12 protein-coding genes and 1 pseudogene are annotated in these 17645 nt (G+C 46.8%); 8 read left to right on the top strand and 5 right to left on the bottom strand.

Annotated elements, in window-relative coordinates; all coding sequences use genetic code 11:
* The first annotated feature begins 6 nt into the window (after positions 1 to 6).
* Positions 7 to 1281: an alpha-1,6-glucosidase domain-containing protein gene (locus tag UA76_RS24440; RefSeq protein ID WP_238322183.1), complete on the top strand. Its 1275-nt coding sequence runs from the start codon at positions 7 to 9 to the stop codon at positions 1279 to 1281.
* A 70-nt stretch (positions 1282 to 1351) separates the two neighbouring features.
* Here UA76_RS24440 and aspS read toward each other — a convergent pair.
* Positions 1352 to 3129 (bottom strand): annotated as a pseudogene (aspS, locus tag UA76_RS04560) (aspartate--tRNA ligase).
* A gap of 305 nt (positions 3130 to 3434) precedes the next feature.
* Here aspS and UA76_RS04550 point away from each other — a divergent pair.
* The 7 genes from UA76_RS04550 to UA76_RS04520 all read left to right on the top strand — a co-directional run bounded on the left by UA76_RS04550 (position 3435) and on the right by UA76_RS04520 (position 10164).
* Positions 3435 to 4358, top strand: coding sequence for a DUF72 domain-containing protein (locus UA76_RS04550; RefSeq protein ID WP_047043557.1), 924 nt, complete (start codon positions 3435 to 3437; stop codon positions 4356 to 4358).
* 64 nt (positions 4359 to 4422) lie between these two features.
* Positions 4423 to 4806, top strand: a complete 384-nt coding sequence (locus UA76_RS04545) for a PilZ domain-containing protein (protein ID WP_047043554.1) — start codon at positions 4423 to 4425, stop codon at positions 4804 to 4806.
* Positions 4807 to 4959: 153 nt separating this feature from the next.
* Positions 4960 to 5697 carry a carboxy-S-adenosyl-L-methionine synthase CmoA gene (gene cmoA / locus UA76_RS04540; protein ID WP_047043551.1) on the top strand — a complete coding sequence of 246 codons (738 nt, stop codon included), beginning with the start codon at positions 4960 to 4962 and terminating at the stop codon, positions 5695 to 5697.
* Between the two features lie 102 nt (positions 5698 to 5799).
* Entirely contained in the window at positions 5800 to 6771 is a 972-nt protein-coding gene (gene cmoB, locus UA76_RS04535; RefSeq protein WP_047043549.1) for a tRNA 5-methoxyuridine(34)/uridine 5-oxyacetic acid(34) synthase CmoB, read from the top strand.
* A gap of 133 nt (positions 6772 to 6904) precedes the next feature.
* Positions 6905 to 7648 (top strand): ATP-dependent zinc protease family protein, encoded by a 744-nt coding sequence (locus tag UA76_RS04530; RefSeq protein ID WP_047043547.1) that lies wholly within the window; start codon positions 6905 to 6907, stop codon positions 7646 to 7648.
* 17 nt (positions 7649 to 7665) lie between these two features.
* Positions 7666 to 9171, top strand: coding sequence for an inactive transglutaminase family protein (locus UA76_RS04525; RefSeq protein ID WP_047043546.1), 1506 nt, complete (start codon positions 7666 to 7668; stop codon positions 9169 to 9171).
* A gap of 3 nt (positions 9172 to 9174) precedes the next feature.
* The gene (locus UA76_RS04520; protein ID WP_047043543.1) at positions 9175 to 10164 is read left to right on the top strand and encodes an alpha-L-glutamate ligase-like protein; all 990 of its coding nucleotides are present in this window, start codon (positions 9175 to 9177) and stop codon (positions 10162 to 10164) included.
* A 158-nt stretch (positions 10165 to 10322) separates the two neighbouring features.
* Here the strand turns inward: UA76_RS04520 and mukB are convergent, their stop codons facing one another.
* The 4 genes from mukB to cmoM are packed head-to-tail and all read right to left on the bottom strand — an operon-like array spanning position 10323 to position 17611.
* Positions 10323 to 14783: a chromosome partition protein MukB gene (gene mukB / locus UA76_RS04515; protein WP_047043540.1), complete on the bottom strand. Its 4461-nt coding sequence runs from the start codon at positions 14781 to 14783 to the stop codon at positions 10323 to 10325.
* Positions 14780 to 15505 (bottom strand): chromosome partition protein MukE, encoded by a 726-nt coding sequence (mukE, locus tag UA76_RS04510; RefSeq protein WP_047043537.1) that lies wholly within the window; start codon positions 15503 to 15505, stop codon positions 14780 to 14782. Before mukE ends, mukB begins: the two co-directional genes overlap by 4 nt.
* The gene (gene mukF / locus UA76_RS04505) at positions 15486 to 16823 is read right to left on the bottom strand and encodes a chromosome partition protein MukF (RefSeq protein WP_047043534.1); all 1338 of its coding nucleotides are present in this window, start codon (positions 16821 to 16823) and stop codon (positions 15486 to 15488) included. Before mukF ends, mukE begins: the two co-directional genes overlap by 20 nt.
* Positions 16820 to 17611, bottom strand: coding sequence for a tRNA uridine 5-oxyacetic acid(34) methyltransferase CmoM (cmoM, locus tag UA76_RS04500; RefSeq protein WP_047043532.1), 792 nt, complete (start codon positions 17609 to 17611; stop codon positions 16820 to 16822). Before cmoM ends, mukF begins: the two co-directional genes overlap by 4 nt.
* Between the last annotated feature and the right edge of the window lie 34 nt (positions 17612 to 17645).

Here is a 17645-nt window from a genome sequence, read left to right as displayed (position 1 = left end):
CAAGCGATGCCATTTAATCATATGGGTGGCGAGCTACTACGTTCAAAATCCATGCAGCGAGACTCTTACGATTTTGGTGATTGGTATAACCTCGTAGACTTTACCCGTGATGATAATAACTGGAACAAGGGTTTGCCTGCAGCTGAAAAAGATTTGGCTAACTATGATCAAATTGAGCGAGCGATCGCAGACGTGCATGCGCAACCTTCTCCATCCGATATTGATGTCATGTTTACAAACTACAAGGAGCTACTACACCTTCGTCAATCAAGCAAACTGTTTACTCTGCCAAGTGGTGAAGAAATCATCCGTCGTGTTGACTTCCGCAACACAGGCAGCGCTCAAACTCCGGGCTTGATAGTGATGACAATCGATAACGGTAACACCCAAAGTACCGATATTGACGCAGACATTGATGCCATTGTCGTGATGATCAACGCCACACCTGATCATCAATCATTTGGCAATTTCCGCGACCATACGGGCAACCAAATTGACCTACAAGGATTTGCACTAAGCGACACCCACAATGAAGGTAACATGGCCAATGGTGCATACTTTGATGGCAGTGCAAAGAGCTTTGAGGTACCAGCATGGTCAGTCGCCGTATTCTCTCAAGCTCGTCAAGGAGAGCGTGGACTCGGTCTACCAGTGTCAGAAAAGCTAGGAGACCTACCCCCATTTGGCGCTCGTAAGGTCTACATTGCTGGCGGGTTCCCACTGGCGGTTTGGGATCCAGCAGCCATTGAAGTGCCGTATCTAGGCGAAGGTGTCTATGGCGTAACTCGCGGGTTAGATAGCGATACGGGTTATAAATTCACGATGGGTTCGTGGGACGAGCAATACAGTTGTGGTGGCGGTGATTGCCCGTCAAACTATCAGGGCCTTGGGATGTACCAATTCAAGCTTGATGCAACGAACGTTGACTCACCCATTGTTTTAGATGCGCAACTTGTCGAGAGTTATGTTGGGAAAGGTTGGTTTATCCCTGGTTCAATATCCGGTGGTTGGGATCACACACCAGCTCGTCAAATGGTCGTTCAGGGTAGCGAGGCAGTATTTACCACATCGTCACTTTCTGCTGGTTCAGCGTATGAGTTCAAATTAACGTGTGGTAATTGGGGTGAATGTGAGCATGGAGCCGATGCGGTCACCGCTGGAGAGAACAGCCTTCCGTTTAGCAATAACTCAGGCAACATCAGCTTCGCGCCAAGCGATGATGGTGTATTCCAAGTGGAATTCAACTTCTTAACTAAGGCATTAACCATCAGCCCAAATTAATTGTTGAGTAACTAAAAAGCCGCCATAAATGGCGGCTTTTCTCGTTATTGTAGAAATCGAAAACTAGAGATTACTCTTCTTCTTTCTTCTCTGCAGCTTTAACGGCAATTGCTAGCTCTTCAAGCGCTGCTGGATTTGCAAGGCTTGGAGCGTCTGTTAGAAGACAAGATGCGTTCGTTGTTTTCGGGAACGCAATAACGTCACGAATGTTTTCAGTGCCACACAGTAGCATCACTAGGCGGTCAAGACCGAACGCTAGACCAGCGTGTGGTGGTGTACCGTACTTAAGTGCGTCTAGTAGGAAGCCAAACTTCTCTTGTTGCTCTTTCTCTTCTATACCTAGGATATCAAACACCGCAGATTGCATTTCGGCATTGTGGATACGAACAGAACCGCCTCCCACTTCGTAGCCGTTAAGAACCATATCGTAAGCATTCGAGTTAGCTGCTGCTGGGTTCGCTTTTAGCTCCTCTGCATTCACGCCTAGTGGCGAAGTGAACGGGTGGTGCATTGCGTGCAGGTTGCCTTCGTCGTCTTCTTCAAACATTGGGAAATCAACAACCCAAAGCGGTGCCCACGCATTAGTATCCGTTAGCTCTAGATCTGTACCTAGCTTCAGACGAAGTGCACCCATTGCTTCAGCAACAACGTTCGCTTTGTCTGCGCCGAATAGGATGATATCGCCAGACTCTGCACCAGTGCGCTCAAGAATGCCGTTAATAACTTCTTCGTTTAGGAACTTAGCCACTGGAGACTGGATACCTTCCATGCCAGCAGCACGGTCGTTCACCTTCATCCAAGCTAGACCTTTCGCACCGTAGATACCAACGAACTCACCGTAACCGTCAATTTGCTTACGAGTCAGTTTAGCACCGCCTGGTACGCGGATTACTGCTACGCGACCTTTCTCGTCGTTAGCTGGGCCAGAGAACACTTTGAACTCAACGTCTTTTACTAGGTCAGCAACGTCAACGAGCTCTAGCGGGTTACGTAGGTCTGGCTTATCAGAGCCGAAACGACGCATCGCTTCGCTAAATGGCATTACTGGGAAATCGCTAGATTTACATCTAAAAGCTCTTGCCACATATCGCGAACCATTTTTTCAGTGGTCGCACGTACTTCATCTGCCGTCATGAATGACGTTTCGATATCGATTTGGGTAAATTCTGGCTGACGGTCAGCACGCAAGTCTTCGTCGCGGAAACACTTAACAATTTGGTAGTAACGATCAAAGCCAGACATCATTAGCAGCTGTTTGAATAGCTGCGGTGATTGCGGAAGCGCGTAGAAAGAGCCTTTATGAACACGGCTTGGCACTAGGTAGTCACGTGCACCTTCTGGTGTCGCTTTGGTCAGTACTGGCGTTTCGATGTCTAGGAAACCGTTGTCATCTAGGAAACGACGAACAAAACTAGATGCTTTCGCACGCAGTTTGATACGGTCGCTCATCTCTGGGCGACGTAGGTCAATGTAACGGTACTTAAGACGCTGTTCTTCCGAGTTAGTTTGGTTGAAGTCCAGTGGCAATACGTCACTGCGGTTGATGATCTCAAGGCCTTTCGCGATGATCTCTACTTCACCCGTCGCCATATCTTTGTTGACTTGGCTGTCTGGACGAACGCGAACTTCACCAGTCAATTTGATACAGAATTCATTACGAAGTTGGTTAGCAACTTCGTACGCATCAGCCATATCTGGGTCAACGACTACCTGAACGATACCTTCACGATCTCGCATATCGATAAAAATAAGACCGCCCAAATCACGACGACGGTTAACCCAGCCGCAAAGTTCTACAGTTTGTCCTGCAAGGGACTTGTTCAGGTGACCACAGTAATGGGTACGCATAATGAATTTCCCAATATCTTTAAAATTGTTGATGTTTCTCCACCAGCACGAGAAATACTGATGGTTCAAAGTTCCATTTATACGCTGAAAGTCGATTTAGATCGACTCTCAAGCGGCAAATTTGTTTGGTTTTATACCGCACTGGCTGCATTTAGCTCAATTAGTATGCAAAAGTGTACCAATACGTCAAAATTTGGCGGCGATTATACCGAGTATTACTAGTGAGATATAGTCCATTTAAGTCTCTTGGGTCTCGCCGTCTATTGAGCTAACATGTCGTCAGTTGTGGCGGAGCATAGATGTAAATGGAACATTACCCAATTCAAGATTTTCCTATCAGATTAGGCTTGACCCTTTGGTCCCACAGCCAATGGCAGCAAAGCTTTTATGGTCGTGGCACCAAGCCCGCCGAAAGACTGGAAAAGTATGCTCAGGTCTTTAATACCGTTGAAGGCAACACTACTTTCTATGCAATGCCCAATCAGCAATCTGTGTTGAACTGGCGCGACGCGACTCCCGATGATTTTCGCTTTACGTTTAAACTGCCAAAGCAAATCACCCACGAGCAAATGCTCAAAGGGTCACAGGCCGAACTGGTGACCTTTTTGAATATCATGGAGCCCCTAGCAGAAAAAGTGGGGCAATGGACGATTCAGCTTCCCGCAGCGTTTGGTTTTGAGCATCTCGACAGACTCAAGCGCTTTTGTCAGCACTTTCCAAGCGATTTCAATCTAGGTGTCGAGGTCAGAAATCTTGAGTTTTTTGCCAAGCAAGAAGCGGAAACTCAGCTTAACAGTTGGCTCGTTGAAACAGGTATCAATCGTGTGATTATGGATAGCCGCCCAGTTTTTGCCGCAGAGCCAACAACAGAGGCGGTCATTGACGCTCATCAAAAGAAACCCAGAGTCCCAGTTCATGCCATCGCGACTGCAACACGTCCAATGATACGCTTTATTGGTCATCCGGACCTCGCGAGCAACAATGCTTTCTTTAAGCCTTGGTTAGCTAAAATCCCTAATTGGATCGAACAAGACATTCAGCCGTACTTGATGATTCATACCCCAGACAACGATCTCGCCCCGGAACTCGCGAAGCAGTTGTATCAATCACTGAGTGAGCAAATTCAGAGCACAAACCAGAATCTACCAAAATTGCCTGCTTTTCCCGTAGACCAAGAACGCCCCCGCAAATCACATTGTTCTAGCCTACGTTTCAGCGTGGCTATTTGATTTAACTTACCTTCTTTCATGGCCGTTTTAGATGAGTAGATCATTTATAAAACGACTCACAAACATGAACGATAGAACGGAAAATGAACGCCAGCACACTCGCTGGCAATATGATGAATCTGAACGGCCTTATGACCAACAAAGCCGTGGACTTGCCGTCGAAATCCATGAAACGGGATTTTTTGGTAAACGTATTGGTCGAGCAGTAGTAAAAGATATCAGCCTAGGTGGCGCAGGCATTTTAATCTCCAATCAACTCTCTATCCCTGAAAACATTAAGATCATTGGACCCGATAAAATTCGCTTTTATGCCAAGGTGGTTTACCAGCGCGCCGAAGGAGATAGGTTCAAGTTTGTTGGAGTCACATGGAACGACGGCAAAAACAAACAACGTGTTTCTTTGATTGCCAAGATACTCAAGCAAGCTGAAAAATCCGTCACAAACTAAACGTCAATCCTAAGACTGACCTACCTATTGAACTCTTCAATAATAATCCTTTGATTCTCTTGCCCAGTAAGATGACAAGCAACTAAAATTGCCCTAAAATACGCGCCTTTTTAATGCTTGCTTGTCTCTGACAATGCTATACGAGAATCGGTCATGAACCCCAAAAGTAATCCAGATACTATCTTTTCAGCACCTATTGATAAGATCGGTGATTTCACCTTCGACGAACGTGTAGCAGAAGTCTTCCCAGACATGATTCAGCGCTCTGTGCCGGGTTATAGCAACATAATTTCTGCCATAGGCATGCTCGCAGAACGCTTTGTTAAGCCGCACTCTACGATTTACGATTTAGGCTGCTCCCTTGGCGCCGCGACACTATCAATGCGTCGCCATATCAAGCAAGAAGGGTGTAAGATCGTTGCTGTCGATAACTCTGCGGCTATGGTTGAACGCTGCAAACTGCACGTTAATGCTTACCGAAGTGATACACCCGTTGAAGTTGTTGAAGCCGACATTCGCGACATTAATATCGAAAATGCATCCGTCGTCGTTCTGAACTTTACCTTGCAGTTCTTATCGCCAGAAGACCGTTACGCATTACTAGAAAAGATCTATACAGGCCTGCGCCCTGGCGGCATTCTGATCCTTTCGGAGAAGTACGTGTTTGAAGACCAAGTATCAAACGAGCTTATGATCGATCTCCATCACGACTTTAAACGCGCAAATGGCTACAGCGAACTCGAGATCAGCCAAAAGCGCAGCGCGATTGAAAACGTAATGCGCCCTGACTCAAAGAAAGAGCATAAAGAGCGCTTTGAGAAAATCGGCTTCTCTAGCTTTGATGTTTGGTTCCAGTGCTTTAACTTCGGCTCGATGTTTGCCATCAAGTAGACTTAATATACAAATTAATTTAATTGCTGTTTGCTCGTTAAACGGCATTACAAAACTTGAATTTTAGATTTCCAGTTACACCGACAATAAGACCCAAACGCTATGTTTAACTTTGCTAATTTCTACCAGTTGATCGCCCAAGATACTCGCCTTCAACCTTGGCTAAATGTACTTCCTCAGCAGCTTACCGATTGGCAAAATGCTGAACATGGTGATTTTGGTCGCTGGATAAAAGCTCTAAATAAGATCCCAGAAGGCGCGCCAGACCAGGTCGATTTGAAGAACTCGGTTACGATCGCTAATGACATCCCTTTTCATCAAGGTGAACTGAAAAAGCTTGAGAACTTGTTGCGTACATTCCACCCGTGGCGCAAAGGGCCATACACGGTTCACGGCATTCATATTGATACTGAATGGCGCAGTGATTGGAAATGGGATCGCGTTTTACCTCATATTTCCCCACTCAAGAATCGCTCGGTACTGGATGTCGGCTGTGGTAACGGTTATCACATGTGGCGCATGCTCGGTGAAGGCGCGCGTTTGTGTGTTGGCATTGACCCTTCGCACCTGTTCTTAATCCAATTTGAAGCCATTCGTAAGTTAATGGGTGACGACCAACGTGCCCACCTTTTACCTTTGGGAATTGAGCAGTTGCCAAAGCTTGAAGCGTTCGACACCGTGTTTAGCATGGGTGTGCTGTACCATCGTCGCTCACCACTCGATCACCTTATCCAGCTCAAAGACCAGTTAGTTTCAGGTGGTGAGTTGATTTTAGAAACACTCGTTATTGAAGGTGACGAGAAGGCGGTGTTAGTGCCTGTTGATCGCTACGCTCAAATGCGCAATGTCTACTTTTTCCCATCGGCGTTAGCATTAAAAGTATGGCTAGAGCAAGTTGGCTTTGAAAATGTGCGTATTGTCGATGAGAACACAACGACGGTTGGCGAGCAAAGAACGACTGAGTGGATGACACACAACTCACTACCTGATTACCTCGATCCAAACGACCCAAGTAAAACAGTGGAAGGCCACCCTGCCCCGCGTCGTGCGATACTTATAGCAAATAAGCCATAATTGACACAGTTCTAACTTGTTGCCAGAAATGTCACTGTACTCTCTGCAAAATTTTCTGGTAAGCATGCCGCTTACCAGAAGGTTCTACTACGCTACTGATTTACAAATAACTAATAACATCTCAAGGTTTACCATGTTACCAAGATTGGTCCCTATTCTTGCCCTTGGCCTGCTTGCAGGCTGTGCCTCATCAGATCGCGAAAGTTATCATCTAGCTACACTTGAGGCGATTGAACAATCTGAAGCCAACCTCAGCAACCAAATTAACAATCTTCAGCTTCAACTGAGCAATCAAACCGATTACATCGAGAGCTTAGAAACTGAAATTGAAGAAATGACGGTACACCTTTCTAAAGTGACAGCCCTTTTCTCACTCCCACCAGAACCAAAAGTTGAAGAAGAGGAAGAAGAGCCAATCGTCCAACAAAGCTACTCATACTCTCCAACTGCCACTTATGTGTTAGGCGAGATAGAGAAAGTCAGCATCGGTTCAATCCCAACTCAATTTGACGCTCGCGTCGATACAGGCGCGGCAACCTCTTCCATCAATGCGGTCGACATCGAAGAGTTCGAACGAAATGGTCAAACATGGGTGCGTTTTCACCTGACTGATGGTGAAACCACGCTCGATGAGAGCAATTGGATTGAAGCACCTGTAGTACGGTCCGTTAAGATTCGTCAGTCGACAAGTGAAGAGGTTGAACGCCGTAAGGTTGTGGAACTTTGGATTAAACTTGGGGAAATTCACGAAAAAGCACAGTTTACCTTGGCAGACCGCTCTCAAATGAGTCATCCTGTACTCTTAGGACGAGAGTTTATTCGCGACATTGCAGTTGTCGATATCAGTCGCAAATATCTACATACGGAAATTAAGTAAAAACAATAAGGTAAGTTATGACGTCAAGAGTTCCTTTTTACCTGTCTATTCTCCTTTTGGTCGTAGCAGGGATAACATTGAGTGTCTTACGACATCAATCCTATGGTGTGCCTTGGACACCGGGTGAAACACGTCAAGTTTGGGATATTGAGGCTCGCGTAGAATTCAACGCACAGCAACAACCCGTTAAAGCCTCACTGGCAATACCAGAGACTCAAACTGGTTACACACGCATTAACCGTTCAGCTTCTTCTCCAGGCTACGGTATCTCTTACATTCAAACTGAAGCGGGCTCTCGCGCAGAATGGTCTATTCGCGAAGCCTCTGGTGCACAAACCATCTACTATCGCACCCAGTTTCTTGTCGATCCTCAGGCTAAAGTACATTATGCAGCACCTACAGGCGATATCACTCCACCAACCTTTGATGGCCCAAGTGAAGCGGCAGCAAAAGCGCTGATTGAACGTGCGAACCAACGTTCAGCCGATGACGTTACCTTCACTCGAGAGCTAATCAAAACCCTTAACGATGGTGACAGCCAAAATGCAGCTCTTATCCTCAGCAAAATGGATAAAGTTGAGGCAATCAACAAATTGCTTTCCTATGCTCAGATCCACAATAAAGTTGTTGGTGTGATTGAGCTAGAAGATGGCCGACGCCGTCAAAGCATTCAACACATGAACCAAGTATGGAGCGGGACGGATTGGGTTCTCTACAACCCAGAATCTGCTTCTCCAGAAGAACAAGCCAATCTACTGGTTTGGGATGAATCTAACGTTTCTCTACTTGACCTAGTCGGTGGTCAGAACAGCCAAGTTCATTTCTCAATGATTGCTCAAGAAGTCTCACCTAAACAGGCAACAATGGAGAAGGTTGAAGCCGATAATCTCCTGAATCTATCCATCCACAGTCTCCCGTTGGAAGAGCAATCGATGTTTAAGACCATCATGCTTATCCCAATCGGAGCACTGATTGTAGTGTTCCTGCGCGTGATTGTGGGTCTTAAGACATCAGGTACATTCATGCCAGTTCTGATTGCAGTAGCCTTCGTACAAACCCAACTAGTCACGGGTATCGTTGGTTTCCTACTTATCGTGGGTACGGGTCTTGTTATTCGCAGCTACCTATCTAAACTCAACCTACTGTTGGTTGCACGGATATCCGCGGTAATCATTACTGTAATCATGATCATCTCAGTATTTACTGTGGTGGCGTTTAAGATTGGTCTTACCGAAGGTCTGTCTATCACCTTCTTCCCAATGATTATCCTTTCTTGGACAATCGAACGTATGTCGATTCTATGGGAAGAGGAAGGCGCGAAAGAGGTGGCTCTGCAAGGTGGTGGTTCACTATTGACCGCTGTACTTGTTTATCTGGCTATGACCAACCCGTACATCCAGCACCTGACCTTCAACTTCATCGGTCTACAACTGATTGTTCTAGCAGGTATCCTACTACTAGGTACTTACACAGGTTACCGTTTAACTGAATTACGTCGATTCAAGCCACTAGCGGAGGACTAAACGATGTTTTCACGTTTTACTTCGCAATTTACATCCCCAAGCAAGCTTCGTCATAAGGGCATCATGGGGATGAACCAACGTAACCATAGCTTTATCGGTCGTTACAACGACCGTTCAAAGTACCCATTGGTGGATGACAAGCTAAAAACTAAGATCATCGCAGAGCAGGCAGGTTGTACTGTGCCAAAGCTCATTGGTGTGATTAGTAACCAAGCAGAAGTTAAGCGCATCCACAAGATGGTAAAAGACTGGCCAGGATTTGTAATCAAACCTGCTCAAGGAAGTGGTGGTAAAGGCATCCTCGTTATCATCTCGCACAAAGACGGTGTTTACACCAAGCCTTCTGGTGCAACGATTAACGAAGAAGATGTAGAGCGCCACATCAGTAACGCCCTCGCGGGTTTGTTCTCGCTCGGCGGTAAGAACGATGTTGCCGTGGTTGAAAACTTAATTAAGTTTGATAACTGCTTCGATGGCTACAGTGTTGAGGGTGTGCCAGATGTTCGAATCATCGTGTTCAAAGGCTACCCTGTGATGGCAATGATGCGCTGTTCTACAACTGCATCGGATGGTAAAGCGAACTTGCACCAAGGGGCCGTCGGTATCGGTATTGATATCGCCACAGGCCGCGCCGTTCGCGCTGTTCAGTTTGACCAACCGGTTACGCATCACCCTGACACTGGCCAAGACTTAAGTCAGCTTCAGGTTCCCCATTGGGAGAGGCTACTCACCCTAGCCGCAAGCGCTTGGGAGATGGCTGGATTGGGTTACATGGGTACCGATATGGTGCTAGATAAAGAAGAAGGCCCAATGGTTCTAGAGCTCAATGCTCGCCCAGGCCTTGCTATCCAAATCGCCAATGGCGCAGGCTTACTGCCTCGCCTGCAGCACATCGAAAACATGGGTACTCCTGCAGAGTATCCTAAGCCTGCCGAGCGTGTAGCTTACGCAGCGAAACAGTTCGGTGTGTTTGCTAAAGAGATTAGCAAGTAGCTGATTGCTTCACTCATATTAGAAAAGCCCGCATCCGCGGGCTTTTTGTTTATCTGCACCTAATTAGTGAATAAGTGCTAGGTAGTATTTGTTCATCTAAAAAGCATAAAAAAGTAAGGCTAGGGTTTCCCCTAGCCTTTTTACTTCAGCGCATATTGCTACAACACTTCTTCTATTAGTTGCTCTGTTTGACTTTGCGGTTTCGACTCACTGCCAAAACCTCTCAAACCCACCACGTGTACATGTTCGTGGTCTTTAAACACTTTACGAACCAGCTTGTAGGTCGTGCCTTTCTCAGGGCTAATGTTCTCAGGTGCTGCGATGAGAAGCTGCATATCAAGACGGTCACAAAGCTCGAACAAGGTATTGATCGACTTGGTATCCAAACGTGCGGCTTCATCAAGGAACAACAGACGACAAGGCACAATGTCTTTACTGCGCAAGCGGCGGGACTCTTCTTCCCAGCTTTGCACTACCATCAATAGAATCGACTGACCGGTACCGATCGCTTCACCTGTCGATAACGCGCCAGATTCGGCTTGCAGCCAGCCATCAGAGCCTCGATTGACTTCAACGCTTAGCTCTAGGTAGTTACGGTAATCTAATAACTCTTCGCCTAAAACTTGCGGCGAGCGTTGACCCATATCGATATGAGGATTCACGCGCTGGAACAGCTTGGCAATCGCTTCTGAGAAGGTGAAGCGGTTACTTTCAAACAGGTCTTTGTGCTGAGCTTGTTGCTCGGCAAGACCGTTCAATAGAATCTCGTGACTTTCACGCACTTTTACGTTCAAGCGCACACCTTTCACCTGGCCAAAGCCAATGTTCGACAAACCTTGGTTAAGCATGCGAATACGGTTTTGCTCACGCTGAATGGTCTTCTTGATGATGCTTGCGACAGAATCCGAGCTGATCGCCAGTCGATTTTCACGCTGAGTCAGCTCTTCCGTTAGACGAGCAAGCTCAACTTCCATCTCTTCAATCGCTTCCACCGGATCGTCGGTATGGATAATATCCTGACGAATACGCTCACGCAGATGTTGGTAAACGGCGATGTAGAACAGAACTTTACGCTCTGGATGCGCGGTGTCTTCCGACAAACGCAGTGCATCACGCAGATCATCATTATCCGCAACCGCCAAACGCAGCGCACCTAGCGACTTATCCGACATCGAACGAAGCTCTCCTGCCGATAGGTAAGCCAGCTCGCGTTTATGAAGTCGGCGCTCAACATCGTTTGCACGTGCCAAGCGAAGAACCGAGCACCAACCTGCTTTCGCAGCCACCACGAAGGTACGCAGTTCAACATACTCTTTTTGTACTTTCTTAAGGCGCTTCGCCAAGCCTTTCATTTCAAGTTCAGTCGATGTCAGCGTACGCTCATATTCGCTCTTACGGCTACGTGAGGTATGCAAACGCTCTTGCAGCTCATCACGACGACGTACAGCACGCTCTTGCGCACCTTCGTCAGCGGTGACACCATACTCTTGTAGCTCTTGCTTGAACTCTTGTACTGTTTCAAGTTTCGCCTGATGGGAGCTCTTCAACGACGCCAATACTTGATTGTATTGGTTCATCTGACCTTGAGCTTGCTTCAACTCCTCGCGAGAACGGCTTCGAGCCTGCTCCGCTTGGCTAAGTTTCGCTTTCAGCTGCTCGCTCAGTTCGCTGCTCTTGTTAAGCAAATCAACCGAATCTGAGTAGTCAAAGTAGTGACGACGTTCCACAAGATCAGACAACGCAAAGATCTGTTTCTTTAGATTTTGTAGCCCTTCATCCGCCGCTTTGTATTGCGCTTCTAAAGCATCAAACTGCTCGGGATCGGCATCCAATGCAGAAGCTACTTTTTCAAGCTCCGTTGCCGCTTTTCCGTGATTGTTTAGGAACGATTTTGCTTCTGACAACTGAGCTATTTTCTCTTCCAATTCGTCAAAACGAGCTTGAAGCGTATCGTCTTCAATCAGCATCATGTTCGGCGCAAGCTTATCTAGAGACACAAGGGCTTGCTTGCTGGATTGAAGCTGTGAACGTTGCTGCTGTTCTTTAGACTCTAGGTCACTTAGGACACGAGACACCTGATTGCGTTTCTCTCGGGCAACATTCAGAGCTTGTTCAGGGTCCGATTCAAAAGCTACTTGAATGTGGCTTGCCACAAACTGGTTGAACGATTGGAATAAACGCTGCATTTTCTGAGAGTCAAATGCCGCTTTTGCGTGTTTCTCTACCACTTCTTCGCGCTCATTGCGAAGTAGTTCCAAACGCTGTTCACGCGCCGCGCGGCCAAACAGTGGAATTTCAGGGAAACGCGAGTAACGCATTTGGCGCTCGTTCATACGAACACAAACCGCGCCCTCTAGCTCTTCTGCGTCAAATGAACTGTCGTCGAAGGCATCAATGTCGCCTTCAATGATGTACAAATCTTCAGGGCAGTCATCTAGCTCAACGAGTTTTTCTTCGATGCGTGATAAGTCAGACACCACAATCGCATGGCGCGCAGGGCCATACATGGCACTAAAGTAAGGCGCGTCATCAATGGTAATGTCGTCGTAGATCTCAGACAGCAACACACCACCAAGCGTGTCTGCTAACCCTTTCAAGCGAGGGTCATTTGAACCACCCGGCGATGCTAGGCGTTCAATTTCACCGTCAAGTTCAGAACGGCGCTGAGCAAGCTTGTCCTTAGCCAAAGAAAGCTCTTTCTCTTGCTCAAGTACAACTTGCATTTGACCCATGACTGCTTGGCTATCTGCTAGCTCTACGCCACTTTGTTCGCGCAGTTTTTCTAGCGCATCATTTGCGGCAATCCATGTTGGTGCAATGGCTTCAAGTTTGGTGATTTCAGCATTGGCATCTTGTTCAATCCGGCGCTGGTCACTGCGCTGGTCACGCAGTTCCTCTTGAGCTATCTCAAGGGACTCGATTTGCATCGCATGACGTTCACGCTCTTGCTCAAAAGCCATTTCATCAACAAGCTCAACGTGGAACTGCTTCTGGTATTCAGTGAGAGATTCACGAACTTGACGCTGCTGATTCAGGTTGCGTTCTAAATCACGATGCTGAGCTCGCCACTGCTGATCATTTTGCGCGATTTGCTGAGACTCACGAGCTTTAACAAGCGCTTTCTTCGCATGCTCAGACGCATCTTTACGTTCGATTTGGCCAACAATGCTCTGAACAAGCTTTAGAGCAGTTTCGAATTGCTCTGCCGCTGCAGATGACATATCCAGACGATGCTTGATTGAAAGTAGCTCATTGGTACTTTGCGACTCTTTATTCTTAAGATCCGCCACCAAAGCCTGAGCCGACTCCGCAGTTAGACCATCTTCGCCAAGTAGCTGTTTCGCTTTATCCAACGCCTGTACAGCTTGCTGATATTGAAGCGCTCGGGTTTGCTGAACATCGAGTGCCTGTTGGTAATCCGCAAGCTGAGTCTTGAGGCTATCCACTTCCTCTTCAGAAACCGTCGCCTGCTCTTCAACCATCAGCACGCGCTCTTGGGCTTCTTCAACCACCATCATCTGTTCTTCAAGGCGCTCACTTAGTTCCTCGAGATCTTCTTGATAGCGTTCAATTTTCTCTTGTTGACGAAGCGCGTTTTGAACAAGCTGCAAGTGATCGGATGCCGCTTGATAGTCTTGTTCTAGCGCCGACTCAGATTCCACTAATAACTCGAGTTCTTCTTGAACTCGATTGAGGAGATTGTTTTGCTCAACTAATGTTTCACGAGAACCGAACAGTTCTGAGCGCAGTGAAAGCGTCTGTTCAAGCTTGTTGCGACGATCATTGGCATGGCGCATGTAGTCAGCAGCCACATAGTTAGTCGACTCAGTGATGAGATGCTTAAAGAGGTCACGATCTGCCTGCGTCGTTTTGATCGCTTCCAGCGTCATACGGTTTTCACGCAGCGCGGATTCCATATCTTGGAACGCTTTCTTCACCCCGCCGTTTTGCGGCAATAAGTAATCACGTAAAGATCGAGTAATCGCACTTGAGATACCACCGTATAGAGAGGCTTCAATCAGGCGATAGAACTTAGAGCGATCGCTTGAGTTACGTAGTTTTTTAGGCACTACGCCAAACTCAAACATCTGCGCGTGATAATCAACGATCGAGTTAAACGCTTTAAAATGCGCCGTTTCGTATTGCGCGATCGACTCTTTTACTTCCGCAATTTGACGCACGCGAGCGTGATTGCCCGAAACCGCTTCGATAAGGATATCCGTTGGCTTTACGTCACTTGGTAAGCCTTGAATCACGAAAGGCTTGATGTCGACTTTCTTATCACGACCCGCGACTTGCTGAAGCTTAACCGCAAACAATAAGCGCTGATTTCGTGAGTTCACCACATCCAGTGCTGCATAACAGGCACCAGGCTGAAGCTTACCGTACAGGCCTTTGTCTCGTGATGCCTGTGAGCTGCCTGCTTCAGTGGTATTTCTAAAGTGAAGTAGGCTCTGATCTGGGATAAGTGCGGTGATGAACGCCGCCATCGTGGTTGACTTACCCGCACCGTTACCACCAGAAAGTGTAGTTACGAGACCATCGATATCAAAGGTACGTGCAAAAAAGCCGTTCCAGTTAACCATGGTCAGTGATTGATATTTACCGCGTTCAATCATGCTTCACCTTCTTGTTCTTCTAATGACTCAGCATTATCTTGATTGTCGTCTTCTTTAAGCAAGCTGCCTTGGCTTGGCTCTTGGGTGTGCACTACAGCTTCACCATCGCGGATCAAACGTAGTTGCGCTTCACGCATATCATCGCCAACTCGTACATCCGCACCAAAGCGGAACACCGCCTCACTGATTCTGAATTTACCCGTTTCACCAATATGGATGATCATTCCTAATCGGCGAAGACGACGAAGTGACGTTCTCACTTTATCGAACAGTTTTTCTTTGTCTAAGTCAGATCCAGTAGCACGGTTAGTCACAAGCTTCATAAGCTTCTGCTCATCCGCTAACTGCATCAACTCATCGTACAGCTCTTGGTTGGTAAAAATACCTTCGTGAGCCAAACGCTCTGGGCTTAGGTAAAGGAAACACAGCACCTTTCCAACTAGCATATCTAGCTCAGAAAGCACACTACGGCTGATCAGTGTGGTAGAACGAGGACGCAGGTAAAAGAAGCCTTCTGGCGCTTTTACAAGCTCAGTGTTATAGCGTTGATAAAACAAAGCAAGCTCGGTTTCAAAATCGGATAGCAACGCATGGTTATCGAGATCTTCACTTGATATGTGACGCCCTGCACGCAACATGCTATCCAACGCAGGAAATAGCGGGTTGGAAATCGCTTTTACCAGATTCTCTGGCATGTATTCATTAGTATCTGTCGATGACATTTGCTTGTACCTTTGCGCCAAAATCGTTGATTGCTTGCCAGTCTGGTTGTATCGCTTGGTAATCAGATTCTGAGTAACCAAGGCGAACCGCTTGATCGACAACGATTCGAGCTAAATCAAAATGATGTGTTGTTGGATGCTGAGCTAGGTAGTCACGAAGCACGGTGCCAAGATCGATTGGCGTGCCGTGTTGCTTATGAACCACCAGCATCGAGGCGATCCTTTCGGACAACTCATCATTGACCTGTTGAAATTCTTCATATTCGACTTCGAGTGGTACCTGTCCGGTCACCTCATCATCACGGAGCACTAAGGCTTCATCGCGAAGATCACTCAAACGTTCGGCGTCTGCGTAAGTCAGGAACCAAGGTTGATCGAAGTAATCATTCACTGATTGACGTAAACGCTGACTGAAGGCGCGGTTTTTATCCATATCGATAGCGGTACGGATGAATTTATGGACGTGACGGTCGTAGCCAATCCATAGGTCGATCGCTTGTTGCCCCCAGCTTGTGATACGGTCGAGCTTCATCTGCAAGCCAAACAGAGTCTCACCGATAAACTCAAGTTCTTCGTCACCGTAGACAATTTCTTGAATATCAAGGATCTGTGTTTGCAGATCATCACCCGCCGCTTGAAGGGTATCTTGCAGCTCCTTCAAAGTGTTTGAAGTCTCTGACAGCAGAGTTTCACAGTTATTGATCGCTTCGCGCCAATCTTTGTTAAGTAGTTCTGCTATCTGTAGTTTGACGGCTTGTTGCTGCTCATCCATCACACGTTGGTTAAGATCGATCTGATCGAAGATCTCACCCACCGAGTATTTCAAAACGCCATAAACATTTTTCTTCCAGTGCTCTGGAGTACCGCCTTTTTGCGCCGCTTCAATGGCTTTTGCCATTTCATCCGCCACCATAGAAAGCTGAATCGAAAGCTTCAGCTTTGAGAACTCACGGTGACGAACGTAATAATCGGTAATACCAATCGCGAGTGGAGACAGCCTGTAAATACTTGCTCCATCAGTCACTTCACTAGTAAAGCGACTAATAAGCCTCTGCTTGACCAGTTCATTGATGGCATTGTTGGCTCTAAATGCTGACGCATCGCCAGTTTCATCGAACATGCGAGTGACGATAGCGAATGTGTCGTGCAACTCGCCTTCACCCAATTCCTCATCAAAACGTTCACTACTGAGTACGGCAATCGAAATTAAGAATGCCAGTCGTTCAGTCGATAAGTTTAGCGAGAAATCATTATGCTTAACCCAGGTTACCAATTCTTCGATTGGTTGTTCGGTAGCATTGAGAGTCATCCCACTCATTGTTTATCCTGTTTCTTCTTTGCCCATACATGTATGTATCGGCCTAACGAGAGGTAAGGCTCTTGGCGACATAACTGCCTTTCAAGTTCCAGTACATCTTCAAACTGGTAGTCACCCATGTATTCCATGTTTCCAATATAATCACTAAAGGAGCGAATACCTGACTTTCCACATATTTCAAATCCGCAAGCTTCTATCCATTGATAGACATCTTCCGGCTTCAGCCCTCTTTGAGGCTGAAGTTTAAACCGTTTTCTGTGCGGCATTCCATCTAATACATGAGGAATGTTTCCGCAAATAACATTTTTGTAAACCAAGCCGTGATGGTTGTAGAACATAATAGAAGCCATGCCTTCAGGCCTGACTTGTTCTAATACTTTTTCTAGCGCTGGCTTGGGATCCGCTAACCATTCCATCACTGCGTGAAACATCACCAAATCAACCGATTTATTGAGGTGTTCATCAATAGACTGGACTGGAGAATGGACGAACCGATACTGCTCAAGCAGGTCGTTCTTTTCAATATCCTGACGAGCCAGTTGTAGCATTTCCGAAGATAGATCACACAAAGTAATTCGGTGCCCTAGTTTAGCCAACTTTTGCGAAAGCTGCGCTAGTCCACCACCCGCATCCAGCACTTGGAGAGCACTTTCGCTCGCCGCCAAATCGGCCAGTATCTGCTGAAAATCTTCCCAGACAATAACTTGGCGGATCTCGCCTTTGTCAGAGCCGTAAATATTTTTTGCAAATTTGTGGGCAATATCGTCGAAATTACGGTCTTGAGTCACGTTGCTTAGGTTATGATAATGAATCGTGCCGCTA

The sequence above is a fragment of the Vibrio mexicanus genome (assembly GCF_001012815.1).
Lineage (GTDB): Bacteria > Pseudomonadota > Gammaproteobacteria > Enterobacterales > Vibrionaceae > Vibrio > Vibrio mexicanus.
The sequence above is the reverse complement of the archived record's forward strand: the minus strand, read 5'-3'. Positions and strand labels throughout refer to the sequence as shown.

Coding starts and splice junctions, on each gene's coding strand:
- cmoA (WP_047043551.1), top strand. CDS start 4,960: ATGAACCCCAAAAGTAATCCAGATACTATCTTTTCAGCACCTATTGAT.
- UA76_RS04525 (WP_047043546.1), top strand. CDS start 7,666: ATGACGTCAAGAGTTCCTTTTTACCTGTCTATTCTCCTTTTGGTCGTA.
- mukF (WP_047043534.1), bottom strand. CDS start 16,823: ATGAGTGGGATGACTCTCAATGCTACCGAACAACCAATCGAAGAATTG.
- mukB (WP_047043540.1), bottom strand. CDS start 14,783: ATGATTGAACGCGGTAAATATCAATCACTGACCATGGTTAACTGGAAC.
- mukE (WP_047043537.1), bottom strand. CDS start 15,505: ATGTCATCGACAGATACTAATGAATACATGCCAGAGAATCTGGTAAAA.
- cmoB (WP_047043549.1), top strand. CDS start 5,800: ATGTTTAACTTTGCTAATTTCTACCAGTTGATCGCCCAAGATACTCGC.
- UA76_RS04530 (WP_047043547.1), top strand. CDS start 6,905: ATGTTACCAAGATTGGTCCCTATTCTTGCCCTTGGCCTGCTTGCAGGC.
- UA76_RS24440 (WP_238322183.1), top strand. CDS start 7: ATGCCATTTAATCATATGGGTGGCGAGCTACTACGTTCAAAATCCATG.
- UA76_RS04520 (WP_047043543.1), top strand. CDS start 9,175: ATGTTTTCACGTTTTACTTCGCAATTTACATCCCCAAGCAAGCTTCGT.
- UA76_RS04550 (WP_047043557.1), top strand. CDS start 3,435: ATGGAACATTACCCAATTCAAGATTTTCCTATCAGATTAGGCTTGACC.
- UA76_RS04545 (WP_047043554.1), top strand. CDS start 4,423: ATGAACGATAGAACGGAAAATGAACGCCAGCACACTCGCTGGCAATAT.